The 14936-nt window shown below is 47.7% G+C and carries 12 protein-coding genes; 9 read left to right on the forward strand and 3 right to left on the reverse strand.

Features of this window, described 5'->3' with window-relative positions:
• The first annotated feature begins 45 nt into the window (after nucleotides 1-45).
• Both pmbA and RGU72_RS02845 read left to right on the forward strand, forming a co-directional pair.
• The gene (gene pmbA, locus RGU72_RS02840) at nucleotides 46-1398 is read left to right on the forward strand and encodes a metalloprotease PmbA (RefSeq protein WP_322118288.1); all 1353 of its coding nucleotides are present in this window, start codon (nucleotides 46-48) and stop codon (nucleotides 1396-1398) included.
• A 158-nt stretch (nucleotides 1399-1556) separates the two neighbouring features.
• Complete coding sequence (locus RGU72_RS02845) at nucleotides 1557-2885, forward strand: MFS transporter (RefSeq protein ID WP_322118289.1); 1329 nt, start codon at nucleotides 1557-1559, stop codon at nucleotides 2883-2885.
• A 291-nt stretch (nucleotides 2886-3176) separates the two neighbouring features.
• Here the strand turns inward: RGU72_RS02845 and argH are convergent, their stop codons facing one another.
• Nucleotides 3177-4580, reverse strand: coding sequence for an argininosuccinate lyase (gene argH, locus RGU72_RS02850; protein WP_322118290.1), 1404 nt, complete (start codon nucleotides 4578-4580; stop codon nucleotides 3177-3179).
• 155 nt (nucleotides 4581-4735) lie between these two features.
• Here argH and RGU72_RS02855 point away from each other — a divergent pair, with 155 nt between their 5' ends.
• Together RGU72_RS02855 and RGU72_RS02860 are read left to right on the forward strand one after the other, a co-directional pair.
• Complete coding sequence (locus RGU72_RS02855) at nucleotides 4736-5773, forward strand: sensor histidine kinase (RefSeq protein ID WP_322118291.1); 1038 nt, start codon at nucleotides 4736-4738, stop codon at nucleotides 5771-5773.
• On the forward strand, nucleotides 5770-6594 hold the full coding sequence (locus RGU72_RS02860) for a LytTR family DNA-binding domain-containing protein (protein WP_322118292.1): 825 nt from the start codon (nucleotides 5770-5772) through the stop codon (nucleotides 6592-6594). The genes RGU72_RS02855 and RGU72_RS02860 overlap by 4 nt, the downstream gene beginning before the upstream one ends.
• Before the next feature lie 68 nt (nucleotides 6595-6662).
• Here RGU72_RS02860 and RGU72_RS02865 read toward each other — a convergent pair whose 3' ends face one another.
• Together RGU72_RS02865 and trpS are read right to left on the reverse strand one after the other, a co-directional pair.
• Nucleotides 6663-7940 (reverse strand): winged helix-turn-helix domain-containing protein, encoded by a 1278-nt coding sequence (locus tag RGU72_RS02865; RefSeq protein ID WP_322118293.1) that lies wholly within the window; start codon nucleotides 7938-7940, stop codon nucleotides 6663-6665.
• Between the two features lie 233 nt (nucleotides 7941-8173).
• A complete protein-coding gene (gene trpS / locus RGU72_RS02870; protein ID WP_322118294.1) occupies nucleotides 8174-9277 on the reverse strand; it encodes a tryptophan--tRNA ligase in 1104 nt (367 codons plus the stop codon).
• Between the two features lie 438 nt (nucleotides 9278-9715).
• Here trpS and hemC point away from each other — a divergent pair, with 438 nt between their 5' ends.
• From hemC to ppa, 5 genes are all read left to right on the forward strand, one after another.
• Nucleotides 9716-10705, forward strand: a complete 990-nt coding sequence (gene hemC / locus RGU72_RS02875) for a hydroxymethylbilane synthase (protein ID WP_322118295.1) — start codon at nucleotides 9716-9718, stop codon at nucleotides 10703-10705.
• Between the two features lie 39 nt (nucleotides 10706-10744).
• Nucleotides 10745-11587, forward strand: coding sequence for a uroporphyrinogen-III synthase (locus RGU72_RS02880; protein WP_322118296.1), 843 nt, complete (start codon nucleotides 10745-10747; stop codon nucleotides 11585-11587).
• 32 nt (nucleotides 11588-11619) lie between these two features.
• On the forward strand, nucleotides 11620-12756 hold the full coding sequence (locus RGU72_RS02885; protein WP_416200150.1) for a uroporphyrinogen-III C-methyltransferase: 1137 nt from the start codon (nucleotides 11620-11622) through the stop codon (nucleotides 12754-12756).
• A gap of 14 nt (nucleotides 12757-12770) precedes the next feature.
• Complete coding sequence (locus RGU72_RS02890; protein WP_322118298.1) at nucleotides 12771-13967, forward strand: heme biosynthesis HemY N-terminal domain-containing protein; 1197 nt, start codon at nucleotides 12771-12773, stop codon at nucleotides 13965-13967.
• Between the two features lie 131 nt (nucleotides 13968-14098).
• Complete coding sequence (gene ppa, locus RGU72_RS02895; RefSeq protein WP_322118299.1) at nucleotides 14099-14629, forward strand: inorganic diphosphatase; 531 nt, start codon at nucleotides 14099-14101, stop codon at nucleotides 14627-14629.
• Nucleotides 14630-14936: the final 307 nt, after the last annotated feature.

Raw genomic sequence — 14936 nt, forward strand, 5'->3', positions numbered from 1 at the left:
TGCTATGATACCTTGTTTATCGATGACTCCAAAGAAACCTAGCCTATGAGCAAGCCTGTTTTTACCCATACTCAAGATCAATTGAAGCAAATCGCAGAGGATGTCTTACGTTTTGCGCGTGAAAAAGGCGCATCTGATGTCGCTGTCGAAATTAGCGAAGGTGGTGGTTTATCCATCAGTGTGCGCAAAGCCAAGATAGAAACCATAGAGCAAAACCGCGATAAAGGCATAGGCGTTACCGTCTACATCGGCCAAAAGCGTGGTAATGCTAGTACATCCGATTTTTCCAGCGCCTCCTTGCAGGCAACTGTCGATGCCGCCTATAACATCGCCCGTTTTACGGCGGAAGACGATTGCGCAGGCTTGCCGGAAGCGGATTTGTTAGAAATGCATCCGCAAGATTTAAAACTTTGCTACCCATGGCTGATCACGGCAGAGGAGGCGATTGATCTTGCCACCCGTACGGAAGCGGCAGCTGTGGCAGTCGATAAACGTATTACCAATAGCGAAGGTGCCAGTATTCACGCGCAACAATCGCATTTTATCGCGGCTAATTCGCGTGGCTTTATCGGCGGTTATCCCTTCTCTCGTCACACCATTTCGGTAGCGCCGATTGCGGGCAAAGGCGCTCGTATGCAGCGCGATTATTGGTATTCATCGCAGCGTAACGCAAAAAAATTAGCCTCGCCAGAGGTTATAGGTCGTTATGCCGCTGAACGTGCGCTGGCACGTTTGAACGCACGCAAATTAGATACCCGTAAGTGTCCGGTATTGTTTGAAGCACCATTAGCGGCAGGATTGCTGGGATCGTTTGTGCAAGCGGTTTCTGGCGGTGCTTTATATCGCAAATCCAGTTTTTTGCTGGATAGTTTAGGGACGCAAATTTTTCCATCCCACATCGAAATTCTGGAAGATCCTCATGTCATTGGTGCAGTAGGCTCGTCCCCATTTGATGACGAGGGTGTCAAAACGCAGCGTCGTGATGTGGTTAAAAACGGCGTGTTGCAAGGCTATTTCCTGTCTTGTTATTCCGCCCGGAAAATGAAGATGAAGACCACCGGTAACGCAGGTGGATCGCACAATTTGTCTATGACTTCAGCGTTGACTACAAAGACAGATAACTTTAAAGCCATGCTGAAAAAAATGGATACCGGCTTACTGGTGACCGAGTTGATGGGCGAGGGCGTTAATTATGTGACCGGCGATTATTCCCGCGGCGCCTCTGGTTTTTGGGTTGAGCGTGGCGTGATTCAATATCCGGTAGAAGAAATTACGATTGCTGGCAACATGCGCGATATGTTTCAGCACATTGTGGCAATCGGCGCGGATACGCTGACACGTGGCACTAAACAAACAGGTTCAATTTTAATTGAAAGTATGACGGTAGCAGGCAGTTAGCAAAAGAGAGTAATAGTTAGCAAAAAGGGAAAGTTAGGAAGTCGAGTCCGGCTCTGGCAGCTTTATTGAACAAGTCAATAAAAAATTGAATGGACAATTTAAGCAGCGGGTACGACTTCTTAACTTAATAAGAAATTAAAAAATAGAGGAGACAATGAATGAATAATAAGGACAATGTTTATGCCGGTGGCGGCAATCTGGCCAGCACCGATGTCAATCAAGAAAATCGCCTGCTGACCAAACAAGATTACAAAACACTGTCGTTAGCTGCGCTTGGTGGCGCATTAGAGTTTTATGACTTTATTATTTTTGTGTTCTTTGCCACGGTGATTGGTAAATTATTCTTCCCGCCATCTGTGCCTGAATGGCTGCGACAATTACAGACTTTCGGGATTTTTGCGGCGGGCTATCTGGCGCGTCCCTTGGGAGGCATCATCATGGCGCACTTTGGTGATCTGCTAGGACGCAAAAGGATGTTTACTTTATCCATCTTATTGATGTCGGTACCCACGCTGATGATGGGTTTGCTGCCGACTTATCAGACTATCGGTATTTTTGCACCAATCGCCTTGTTGATACTGCGTATTTTGCAAGGTGCTGCCGTAGGTGGTGAAGTGCCTGGTGCATGGGTATTTGTCTCTGAACACGTGCCAGCTAAAAACGTGGGCTACGCTTGCGGCACGCTGACCGCAGGTCTGACTAGCGGTATCTTGTTAGGGTCATTGGTCGCAACCGCGATGAATACGATTTTTACGCCAGTAGAGTTGACTGACTGGGCTTGGCGTTTGCCGTTTTTGTTGGGTGGGATATTTGGTATCGCTGCTATGTATTTACGTCGCTGGTTGCATGAGACACCCGTGTTTGCAGAACTACAAAAACGTAAAGCCTTGGCTGCTGAGATGCCGCTCAAAACTGTATTGCGCGATCATCGCGGCGCGGTTGCTGTGTCCATGCTGCTGACCTGGATGTTGTCGGCTGCGATTGTGGTGGTGATTTTGATGACACCAACTTTTCTTCAAAAAATCTATGGTTTTGATGGACGCACGGCATTAATGGCAAACAGCGTTGCAACTTTGTGTTTGACCGCTGGCTGTGTAGTTGCCGGACTGTTGTCTGATAAATTCGGCGCTAAACGCATATTGTTTTTGGGCGATTTATTTCTACTGATCTGTACTTATTTTCTGTTCACAACAATTAAGACCAATCCAGAAATGCTATTGCCGCTGTATGCCTTAACCGGTTTTGCGGTTGGTGTCGTGGGCGCTGTTCCATTTGTGTTGGTCAATGCTTTTCCGGCGCAGGTCCGGTTCTCAGGACTGTCATTTTCCTACAATGTAGCTTATGCAATATTCGGTGGTTTGACGCCAATTGTTGTGACCTTATTGCTGAAAGATAATCCACTGGCACCCGCTTATTATGTAATGGGTGTTTGTGTGATCGGTATGCTGACGGCGATGTTTGTTCGGGATCGCAGCGCAATCAAGTAAATCTGATTGGCAGGAATGATCAAACGAAGATGGACGTAAAAAAGGAGGACTAAGTCCTCCTTTTTATTTGCTAACTTATTTACTGAATCGTTTGCTGAACTACTCGCTGAACTACTTGCCTATTTAACCCAGATTTTCCATTGGAACAACGCCAGGCAGTTTGCCAAAGGTGCAATTGTCGCTGTAGCGTTTTCACTCAAATCGCGGTGGTGCTATCCCTCTAAACACCGCATGCCGTCTGCGTTTTTTGCGAAGTGGTAGCGGTCTAATGGAAAATCTGGGTTTAAGATGCTATAAGTTTGCTGCAAGTTTATTGCGGGCACGGACAATCGCTGCTTTGACCTGATTAGGTGCAGTGCCGCCGATATGGTCACGTGCGGCGACGGAGCCTTCCAGTGTCAATACGGCAAACACATCCGCTTCGATCAGACTTGAGAAAGCACGTAACTCATCCAGACTCATATCACTCAGATCGCAGCCTTTATCTACACATGTTTTGACGGCATGCGCCACAGCTTCATGCGCATCGCGGAAAGGCAAGCCGCGCTTGACTAAATAATCTGCTAGGTCGGTCGCTGTTGCATAACCTTGTAAGGCTGCAGCGCGCATTGCGTCTGGCTTCACAGTAATGCCGCCTGCCATATCGGCAAAAATACGTAAGGTGTCAGTGATGGTATCTACCGTATCGAATAGCGGTTCTTTATCTTCCTGATTATCTTTGTTGTAGGCCAGTGGCTGACCTTTCATCAAGGTGAGCAAGGCAATTAAGTGACCATTGACGCGGCCCGTTTTACCACGTGCCAGTTCTGGCACATCAGGATTTTTCTTTTGCGGCATGATCGATGAGCCTGTGCAGAAGCGATCTGCAATATCGATAAAGCCGACCCGTGGACTCATCCAGATTACCAGCTCTTCTGACATACGGGAGATATGCGTCATGATCAGCGCCGCCGCTGCGCAAAATTCAATCGCAAAATCACGATCAGATACTGCATCCAGCGAGTTGTGGCATACATCATCAAAACCCAGTGTTTTTGCGACACGTTCACGGTCAATCGGGAAGGTCGTACCAGCCAGTGCAGCAGCGCCCAGCGGCAAACGATTGACGCGCTTGCGACAATCCACCATACGCTCGGCATCGCGGCTGAACATTTCTACATACGCCAGAATATGGTGACCAAACGTGATCGGTTGTGCGACTTGCATATGGGTAAAGCCGGGCAAAATCGTTTCTGCATTATTTTCTGCCAGATCCAGCAGAGCAGAGCGCAAATCACCGAGTAAGCCAACGATATTATCAATCGCTGCGCGCACATATAAACGGATGTCTGTCGCCACCTGATCATTGCGTGAGCGACCGGTGTGCAGACGTTTGCCGGCATCGCCGACTAATTCGGTCAGGCGTTTTTCGATATTCAGATGCACGTCCTCCAGATCCAGTAACCAGACAAACTGACCAGCATCAATCTCAGATTTGATTTGTGCCAGGCCGCGTTGAATGTCGGCATAATCTTGTGCAGTGATAATGTTTTGTGCTGATAACATCTCCGCATGTGCTAGCGAACCTTGGATATCAAAAGCGGCCATCCGATTATCAAAAAAGACCGAGGCAGTGTAACGTTTGACTAGATCAGATACCGGTTCGGAGAAACGGGCAGACCATGCCTCGCTTTTTTTAGAGAATTGTGATGTCATAGCTAACTTTGTAAGGCGAATAATAGGATGATGCGGATAGCGCTTGAGTATGGAGTGTTAGAAGTGCCAACGACGTTAAGCCGAAGTATAAAGTCAACCATGCTCAAAAACGCTGAATTCCCCGATTATAAAACACCGACGACCTGTTTCCCTTTATGACCAAGCAAACAAATCGTACTCCCACGGATTTATTGATTCCCGATTACTGCAATACCGGCGTTATTTCGAGGGTGCTGATCGCTGTCAATGTTCTGGTATTGTTGACTTTGTTGGCGCGTGGACAAGGCTGGTTATTTAATTTTCAAGAGTTTGCAGAAAGCGCGATGTTGATTGAAATGATCAGCTTACTATCACTTTTCGCTTTGTGCGGTATCCGGCGTCTGGCGGAGCGCGACGGTTCGCCAGCATGGTTACAAAGACTGCTCTGTGGCATTGTGCCTGCCTTGATTGCGATGCTTTTATTATCGACCCTGAGCGGTTTTGAGTGGTTTACCCTGACTTATCCCCGATTGTCCAAAGCCTATGTCGCTTTCATTTGTTTTTTATTCGGGATCGCTTTACAACACTATTTTGAATTACGTAGCAAGGCATTTTCGCCGGCCTTGGGCGAGGCGCGTTTGCAGGCGCTACAGGCGCGAATCCGGCCACATTTCTTATTCAATAGTCTTAATGCAGTTTTATCGCTGATTCGCACTGAACCCCGTCGCGCAGAAACTGCGCTGGAGGATTTGGCTGACCTGTTCCGCGTACTGATGCGTGATACCCGCGATATCACGACTTTGCAGGAAGAAATTAACCTCTGTCAGCAATACCTGTCGATAGAAAAAATTCGCTTGGGTGATCGTCTTCAGGTTGAATGGAGCATCATCAATCTGACTCCGCAAGAACTGCGTGACACACACATTGCTAGCCTGTTATTACAGCCTTTGCTAGAGAATGCTGTGCATTACGGTATAGAGCCATCACAAACAGCGGCAACCATTAGCGTGCGCATCCAGCGTAGTCTGGATAAAATCGAGATCCGCATCAGCAATCCTTTTCATGCCGGAGTCAAAGTGTTAGGTGGCAACCACATGGCATTAGAAAACATACGCCAGCGTCTGGCCTTGCTTTATGATATTGAAGCGCAAATGAGTGATCAGATTGTCGATGGCATTTTTGTTTTGCAATTACATTTCCCTCTGAAAAAATGAGTAGCCCCACTATATTTATTGTCGATGATGAAGCGCCCGCCAGACAACGTCTGACGACGCTTTTGGACGACATCCAGCCAGAGTGTCCGAATAATCTGGTGGGTGAGGCTAGTGACGCACAATCTGCTTTAGAGGGTATTTTGGCGCAGCGGCCTGATATTGTTTTACTCGATGTGCAAATGCCCGGCATGACGGGTCTGGAGCTGGCGCAGCATTTGCAAACGCTGTCGCAACAGCAGGCAACGCCAGTGCCGACGATTATTTTTGTGACGGCCTATGACGACTATGCGCTTAAAGCGTTTGAAGTGCATGCGATCGATTATCTGCTGAAGCCAGTGCGTGCCAGTCGCTTGGCAGAAGCCATCAACCGCGCCGGATTGATCCACGCTCGCTCCAAACAAGCCGTTCCGGTACCTGACGCTCAAGATAGTCCGCCGGTAGCGCCGCTGCTGCCCAACAGACGACAGTCTTTTTCTATATTTGAGCGCAACCGGGTTTTGTTGATTCCTGTCGCTGATGTTTTGTACTTGAAAGCAGAACAAAAATATCTGACGCTGCACACCAAAACGCGTAATTATCTGCTGGAGGAATCACTCACCTCGATCGAACATGAAATGGCTGACGTCTTTGTCAGAGCACACAGAAATGCGTTGGTCGCACGCAATGCCATCATCGGTGTCGAACGCGCATTATTTATGTTTGATGCCGATAGCGATCACGAAAAAGTCACAGAATCCTGGCAAGTCATTTTGCGCGACTGCACAGAGCGTCTGCCGATATCGCGCCGGCAATGGCCTGTGATTAAGGCCTTGGTGCGCTAATTTGGCAGAGCAAATTTGTAATCTAATCTAATGCAGTAAAAAAGTAGTATTTGCGGCCTTTTAAACCTTCAAAAACTCGTCGCCAGCATTGTTTGCAATTGCTCAGAACTGCAATAGCCGACGTCAATCTCATTACATCCGTGCCAGTCCGCAAATTCTTGGACGACTTTGGCGATATCGTTTGCCAGCGCTTGGCTGATGCGGACGTCAGCTTCTAGATGCAATGCTTTGATTTCGAAGCGGCTTTCCTTACGATGGGCTTTGGCGTCCATCCTTCCGATCAGTGCACCATTGCGTAATATCGGTAAGGTGAAATAGCCATATTGCCGCTTGGGTGCTGGCGTGTAGCATTCTAGTTTGTAGTCAAAGTCGAATAAGTCGATTGCCCGTTTTCTATCCCACACCACGGGATCAAATGGCGACAAAATCCGGGTGTTGGTGGCTTTCAGTTTGCCAGCCGCCGCCTGCTCAAGCAGACCGGCGTGGTCGGGATGCACGTAGACGATCTGATCCCAGCCAGTTACGGTGGCTTTGAGTAGCAGACCTTGCTGCGCTAAGGTCTCTGGCTCAATACGGGTATCCAGTTTTCCCATGCGAAAATAATCGGCGACCCAACTTGCTTTAGCCATGCCCAGTGCGCGCACAGCCTGCAATATCTGTTGTTGCTGGCAAGCGAGTTGTGGTTGCAGATGCTGTTGGTCTTGCCAACTGGGATGCACACGCTCACGCAGGTCGTAAATCCGCTGGAAGTTGTGGCGTTTGGCAACCATCACTTCGCCCAAGGTGAACAAGACTTCGAGCGCGCGCTTTTCTGGTTTCCATTCCCACCAGCCACCGGCTTTGCCATCCGTACGTTCAAAGTCCGCTGAGCGGGTTGCACCATGTTTTTTGATATGGCGTTTGACCTTATTGACTTGCTCCTGATTGTCACTCAGCCACTGATGATTGTATTTCCAGCCCAATTTGCCCGGCGCTATCATCTGATGCCGGTACCAGCCGTAATCTTCTATCGGTAAAAAGCAGGCCTCGTGCGACCAGTATTCAAAAATCTGACCTTCCTCTAGCAACTCTTCTAACCAGGTTTGCGGGTAAGGCCCGAGGCGACTCCAGAGCACCAGATACGGACTGCGTGCAACCACGCTGATGGTGTCGATTTGCAGCGCTGCCATTTGACGAATTTGTGCCAGCACATCTTGTTTGCTGGCTTTTTTTCGTGGAGATTGAAGTAATCCTTGTGCTGCCAGATGTAGTGCGCGGGCGGATTGCAAGCTGGGCTTGGGAAGGCTGGGTAAATTACGAAGACTAGGGAGGCTAGGAATATTGGCGGAACTTGGAGGGCTGCTCATAAAATTCTTAACACTTTTCAGCGCTCCCTTAGGTGTTTCCCGGTGTTTGATTAATTTAGTTTAAATATATACTGATGGAGGGTATATTTTATTGTCCAGGTAATCATTGGACATTAAGGCATATTTTAATAAATTGTGGGGGAGTATATTAAATCTATGCATGATTTAACTTGTGCAGATAACAAAAAGCAAGTGAACTTCTCTATCGCCCGCACAAGTTTTATCCAGCTGAATTAAAAATGCTTCAAACCGATTGCTGCTTTGACTTCATCGGTGGTTCTGGCGGCAACTTCACGCGCTCGCTCGGTACCTTGTTTGAGCATCTGCAACACTTGCCCGCGATCTTTGGCGAACTCTTCACGGCGGGCGCGGATGGGGGTGAGTAAATCTTGCAAAACGCCTTCTAATCGTGCCTTGACTTTGCTGTCGCCCAAACCGCCACGAACATAGTGATCTTTCATTTCTTGCAGAGCGATTTTGTCAATATCAAATGCATCTAGGTAAATGAAAGCGACATTGCCCTCCAGATGACCAGGATCATCTACACGTAAATGTAGAGGGTCGGTGTAGACATTTTTGACCGCAGCCTTGATCTCTGCGGGTGTTGCACCGAGATTGATGGTGTTGCCGAGGGATTTACTCATTTTGGCTTTGCCGTCGATACCAGGTAAACGACCAATCTCAGGTACCAGCGCCTGACATTCAACCAGAATGTCCTTTTTAGCCAGACGGTTGAAGCGGCGCACGATTTCGTTGGTTTGCTCAATCATCGGAATCTGATCCTCGCCGACCGGTACCAGACTGGCTTTAAACGCGGTGATATCCGCGGCTTGACTGACTGGGTAGGTCAGGAAACCGGCAGGGATATCGCGTTCAAAATTACGTAATACGATTTCTTGTTTGATCGTTGGATTACGTTCCAGACGCGCGACCGTGACCAGATTTAAGTAGTAGAAAGTCAGTTCAGTTAGCTCAGGAATTTGTGACTGAATAAATATAGTCGACTTCGTCGGATCAATCCCGACCGCCAGATAATCCAGCGCGACTTCCAGCACGTTGTTATGGACTTTAGCGGGATCATCCATGTTATCAGTGAGGGCTTGCGCGTCGGCCAGCATGATGTATTGCTGATATTCATGCTGATACTTAACCCGATTGCGCAGGCTGCCGACAAAGTGGCCGAGATGCAATGGACCGGTAGGGCGGTCACCAGTCAGAATCAGATGTTGTTTACCTTCTTCCGGCACGCTATTGCTGGCACGAGGTGCTGTTGACGTAACGTCAGAGTTGGCGGCGGATGTTGCATTGGATGCTGCAGTTGTAGTGGTATCGCTCATAGTGTGCTCTGTTTATTCTGTACTGTAATTTGCTCGGTTTTATGGAGATTTGTCGTTGCTAGCCGCTACTCTTTTTGCGTATTTTCGGAAATATTAGTCATTTCGCTTTCAATAACATTTATTACGTCCGCAGTGTTTTTTAATGCCTTCAATGTCGAGAGCACCGATTTTTATGTTGAATCTGCGCATAAAAAATGCCGCGCAGTGAGGCGGCATGACAATAGACTGCGTGCTGTGTTGCGTCATGATGCCGCCAGCCCTAATATTTTGTCAAGTTAGCTCGGAATTCCACACGTTATATTGCTTCTTGTATATCTTTCTCTCTGACTGATTGTATTCATACTTCGATGATTTTCTTCTCTGTTTTGAGTGAAGTTTGAATCCCAAGTGGCGAGAGCTGCGTGATAAAATTCGGCACCATTTCACTGAAGGTCAGTCTTGAACCCATCCCATCTCACGAATCATCCAACTAAATTGGTCATCGCTTCGCGCGAGAGTCGCCTCGCTATGTGGCAGGCAGAACATGTGCGCGACCGCTTAGCATTACTTTATCCCGATTGCATTATCGAGATTCTAGGTATGACGACGCGTGGTGACCAGATCCTTGACAGAGCTTTATCCAAGGTCGGTGGCAAGGGGTTGTTTGTGAAGGAGCTAGAGGTGGCGATGGCAGAGGGACGTGCTGATTTGGCGGTACATTCGCTGAAAGACGTACCCATGGATTTGCCTGAGGGTTTTGCGTTGGCTGCGGTATTGGAGCGGGAAGATCCACGTGATGCGTTTGTGTCAAATGACTATGCCGGATTGGATGCTTTGCCTTACGGCGCGGTCGTTGGTACCAGCAGCTTGCGTCGTCAGGCTTTGATTGCGGCTCGGTTCCCGCATTTGATTATTCGTCCTTTACGCGGCAACCTGGATACGCGTTTGCGTAAGCTGGACAACGGTGAATATGCAGCAATTATTCTGGCAGCAGCAGGTTTAAAACGATTGGGTGTGCCGGGCAGAATCCGTCATTTTTTGGAACCGGAACATAGCTTGCCAGCAGCGGGACAGGGCGCGATGGCAATCGAAGTACCAGATGACAGAGCAGAGTTAATGACATGGTTAGCACCTTTAAATCACGATTTAACTGCCCAGGCAGTCAGCGCTGAGCGGACTGTTTCTAAAGCTTTTGGCGGTAGCTGCCAGGTGCCATTAGCCGCGTTTGCAACGATAAGCGATGGCATCATGCACTTGCGTGCAATGATAGGAATGCCAGATGGCAGCAGGATCGCCAGTGCCGCTGTCAGTGGCGCAGTCAATAGCATAGAAACTGCCCAGCTATTAGGCGCGCAAGTGGCGCAAGCCTTGTCGGCACAAGATGCGGAGGCTATCTTGGTGGCTTGCAAGAAAGAGGCTACGACAGATTTTTCTGCGAAAAGCCAGTAAGATTGATCAGCAAATTAAACAGTAGAGCGAGGCAATTGTATGTACGATATGCCTGATATGCCTGATATGCCAGTCATTGTCACCCGTCCTATTCGCTCTCTAAGCCCGATAATTCCAATAAGCCTGATAAGCCAAGCAGAGTCTTTGTCGCAACGAGTTACGGCGATGGGGCGGACTGTGGTGCGTTTTCCTTTGCTGGAGATTCACCCCTTAACGGATTACAGCGCTTTCGATCGTCTGTTGGCCGATTTGTCGGCTTACGCTCTGGTGGCTTTCGTCAGCCCCAACGCAATTCAGGCGACGTTTGTCCGTTTAAAAAACAACTGGTCTGCCAAAATACCAATTGCCGTGATGGGTGCCGGGAGTCTGGCCGCATTAGATGAGCTTGGCATCACGACTGCCAACACCACAATTTATTATCCCCACAACCCGGATCGTACTGACTCTGAGACTTTATTGGACGAATTAGATATCGATGCCCTGCGCCATAAAAAAGTTTTAATTATTAGAGGTGAGACCGGACGCGAATTATTGGCCGATGCTCTGCGATCAAAGGGGATTGATGTAGCCCAAATTGCAGCGTATCGCCGTACGGCACCCGAATTTACATCGTTGCGACAAGATCAGCTTGGCAGACTTTTGCAAACGCAAAATCAATGGGTTATCACTAGCTCTGAGGCATTGCAAACTTTGCTGTCCTGGACTAAACAGTTAGAGCAGCAGCCTGGTTTTCATGGAATCGTGGCAAAATTGCAACAACAGCATTTGATACTGCCACATGCCCGTATCGCAGAAACTGCAAAGAATTGTGGTTTCCAATCAATTACTCTCACAGGTTCTGGCGACGAACACCTGCTTGTCGCGTTACAATCTCGTCTATGAATGATCAGCAATCACCATCCGACACTATATCGATGAATAAATCGACAGAACTCCCTGTAACTCAGGTATCACCTCCCGCATCGTCAGAACCGGCAAAAGCGCCTGGTCCAGTGTTTTCGCAACCTGCTTATGTGTTATCCGGCGTATTGGCGATTTTGCTGGCTGCCAACTGGTGGACTTCACAAAATCAGATAAACAACTTGCGCGAAGAGGTTGCTAAGCGTTTGCAAGTCGCGGAGAGTACGACCAGCGAAACTAAAGTACTGGCAAAAACGGTACAAGAGTCCGCGAAGGAAATTCAGGCCAAAGTGACGCTGCTGGAAGGCAAGCAGGTCGAGGCACAAGGTCAGCAATTAGCGCTGGATCAACTGTATCAAGACTTATCCAAAAATCGTGACGAATGGGCATTGGCAGAAATCGAGCAGGTACTCTCGACGGCTAGCCAGCAATTACAATTGGCCGGTAATGTCCAAGGTGCTTTAATCGCTTTGCAAAATGCAGATAGCCGCCTGGCTAAATCGGACAAACCGCAATTTATTAATATCCGCCGTGCGATTGCCAAAGATACCGATAAGCTGAAGTCTTTGCCGATTCTCGATTTGACAGGCATCGCTTTGCGCCTGGATAGTGTCATCGCGCAAGTTGATCATATTCCATTGTGGGCAGATGAAAAATCAGTTGTTTCTGCGACACCACCAAAAGCACCTCTGCGAGTATTGCCAAAATCTCCCGTGCCGCTGTTGAAAAATGGTAAAAAAGTCGCTCTTGATGAAATTCCTGAAAATTCCTGGACAATGCGGGCAGAAGATGCATGGCAAAGTTTTTCCAGCGAGATGTGGAACGAAGTTAAGCAACTCATCAGAGTCCGTAATGTTGAAACGCCAGATGCGTTATTGCTGACACCATCGCAAAGCTACTTTGCCAGAGAAAATCTTAAGTTGCGGCTGTTAAATGCGCGACTAGCATTGTTGTCGCGTAATGAAAGTATGTTTCGCAATGATTTGATTGCTTCGCAAGATGCCATCACTAAATATTTTGATACACGAGCGAAGCAAACCCAATCAGTGCAAGCTTTATTGAGACAAGTACAAGGTAGTAACTTGTCTATAGAAATGCCCACATTAGCGGAGAGCTTGAATGCCGTTCGTAACTACAAAGTGAAGCCCTAAGGTTCAATAAGAATATGCGTCTTTTTATCCGGCTTCTGATTCTCTTTGCCATGGCAGTTGGTCTTGCCGTTGGTGCCCGCTATAACCCCGGCAACGTAGTGCTTTTTTATCCGCCCTACAGAATAGATATCTCACTCAATTTTTTCTTATTCCTGACACTGGTTTTGTTTGTCGTGCTGTATCTGGTGATGCGCACCATTGTTACCACGCAAAAAATGCCGCGTAAGGTGGCTATGTATCGTCAAGGTAAGCGAGAACGGGATGGCAATAAGGCCTTAAGAGAATCATTAAAGGCTTTATTTGAAGGGCGTTTTGGTCATGCAGAAAAAGCAGCATTGCGTGCTGTTGAACTGCCAGATAATGCCGCGGTTGCTGCATTAATTGCGGCCAGAGCAGCCCATCATATGGGCCAGTTCGAACGCCGTGATTCCTGGTTCGCAAGTACCGAAGCCGACATGACTTATAAAACGGCTCGCTTGGTCACAATGACTGAGTTACTGGTTGATCAGCACAAAGCAGAACAAGCTCTTGACGCTGTGAAAGAGTTGCACGCAAGTGGTACACGTCATATCCAAGTACTGCGCTGGGCACTAAAAGCGAATCAGCAAGCTAAAAAGTGGCCAGAAGTATTAAAACTAGTTCGGACTTTAGATAAACACCGCGCGCTGCATCCGGCTTTATCGAATCGTTTGCGTGAATTGGCCTATGAGGATTTGCTGACTGATCACGGACATGATGCAGAATCACTACGTCGGGTTTGGTACGAAATCCCTGCCGATGACCGGAAAAATCGCTTCGTCGCGTTTACCGCAGCTAAATCGTTTAATGAACGGGGCTTGCATGAGGATGCGCGAGTGATCGTTGAAAAGACGGTCGCTGAAGAGTGGGATGACAGATTAATGCGGATTTATCGCGACGCTGCTGCAAGCGAAGGCTCAGTCGCTTTATTGGGACAGATTGAGCACTGTGAGCGCTGGACGATACAGCGTCCAACAGATCCAGAGCTGGCCTTAACCTTAGGTACTCTTTGCCTTAAGCAAAAATTATGGGGTAAGGCGCAACGTCATATGGAACAGGCATTGTCTGATGCAACAGAGTCCCGAACCGTAAGAGAATCTAATCTCAAGCTGGCACAATTGCACGAGGCTTTAGGGCAAGCTGATGAGGCTGCGCAACATTATCGTCAATGCGCAATTGCTACTATGCTTTAGCCATAACGTTCGTTGAAGATTGCGGACTGCTTGCTGAGCGTGAGTGACTAGCTAATTAGCTATCGAAGCGTCTATAAAAACGACTATAATCCAACCCGATTTACTTTTGACTTCTATTTTGAAAGAGCAATATGAGCTTAAATAACGTTCCTTCTGGCCGTGACTTGCCGAATGATTTTAATGTCATCATTGAAATCCCGATGAATGCCGATCCAATCAAGTATGAAGTTGATAAGGAAACTGGCGCGATTTTTGTTGATCGTTTTATGAGTACTGCAATGCACTATCCATGTAACTACGGTTATGTGCCACAAACAATCGCGGGTGATGGCGACCCGGTGGATGTATTGGTGATTACACCTTTTCCTCTGCTGCCGGGCGTAGTAGTGCGTTGCCGCGCGATCGGCGTGCTGAAGATGACGGATGAGGCCGGCAATGATGCCAAAGTGTTAGCAGTGCCAGTAGATAAGCTTTTATCGATCTATTCCCACTGGCAAAAACCAGAAGATATGAATGAATTGCGTTTGCGTCAAATTCAGCATTTCTTTGAGCACTACAAAGATCTGGAAAAAGGTAAATGGGTTAAGATCGAAGGTTGGGGCGGCCCTGAAGATGCGAAAGCTGAAATCATGGAAGGCGTTGCAAACTTTCGCAAACTTTAATTTGTGTTTGGTTTTATTGAAACAGGATTAGGTCCGGTAGTTGAGTCAACGAATTTAATCGCAAAAAAAGCACATATATATGTGCTTTTTTTGTGACTTTTTCATTCCAAAATATTTGCATACTTTCAAAAATACAGACCCTCTTTACGAAGATGGAAAAATCTGGGTTTAATATACTCCCCCATATTTCTGTAAAAAATGCTCTATTGCCCAACAAAATTCTGGCGAGCTAAGATATACATGCTACGAGTATATCAGTAATGCCTTGAGTTAAATTGTGCGGGGCTGCGCAAAATAGTTCAGCTAC

It is taken from the genome of Undibacterium sp. 5I1, from assembly GCF_034314085.1.
Taxonomy (GTDB): Bacteria; Pseudomonadota; Gammaproteobacteria; order Burkholderiales; family Burkholderiaceae_D; genus Undibacterium.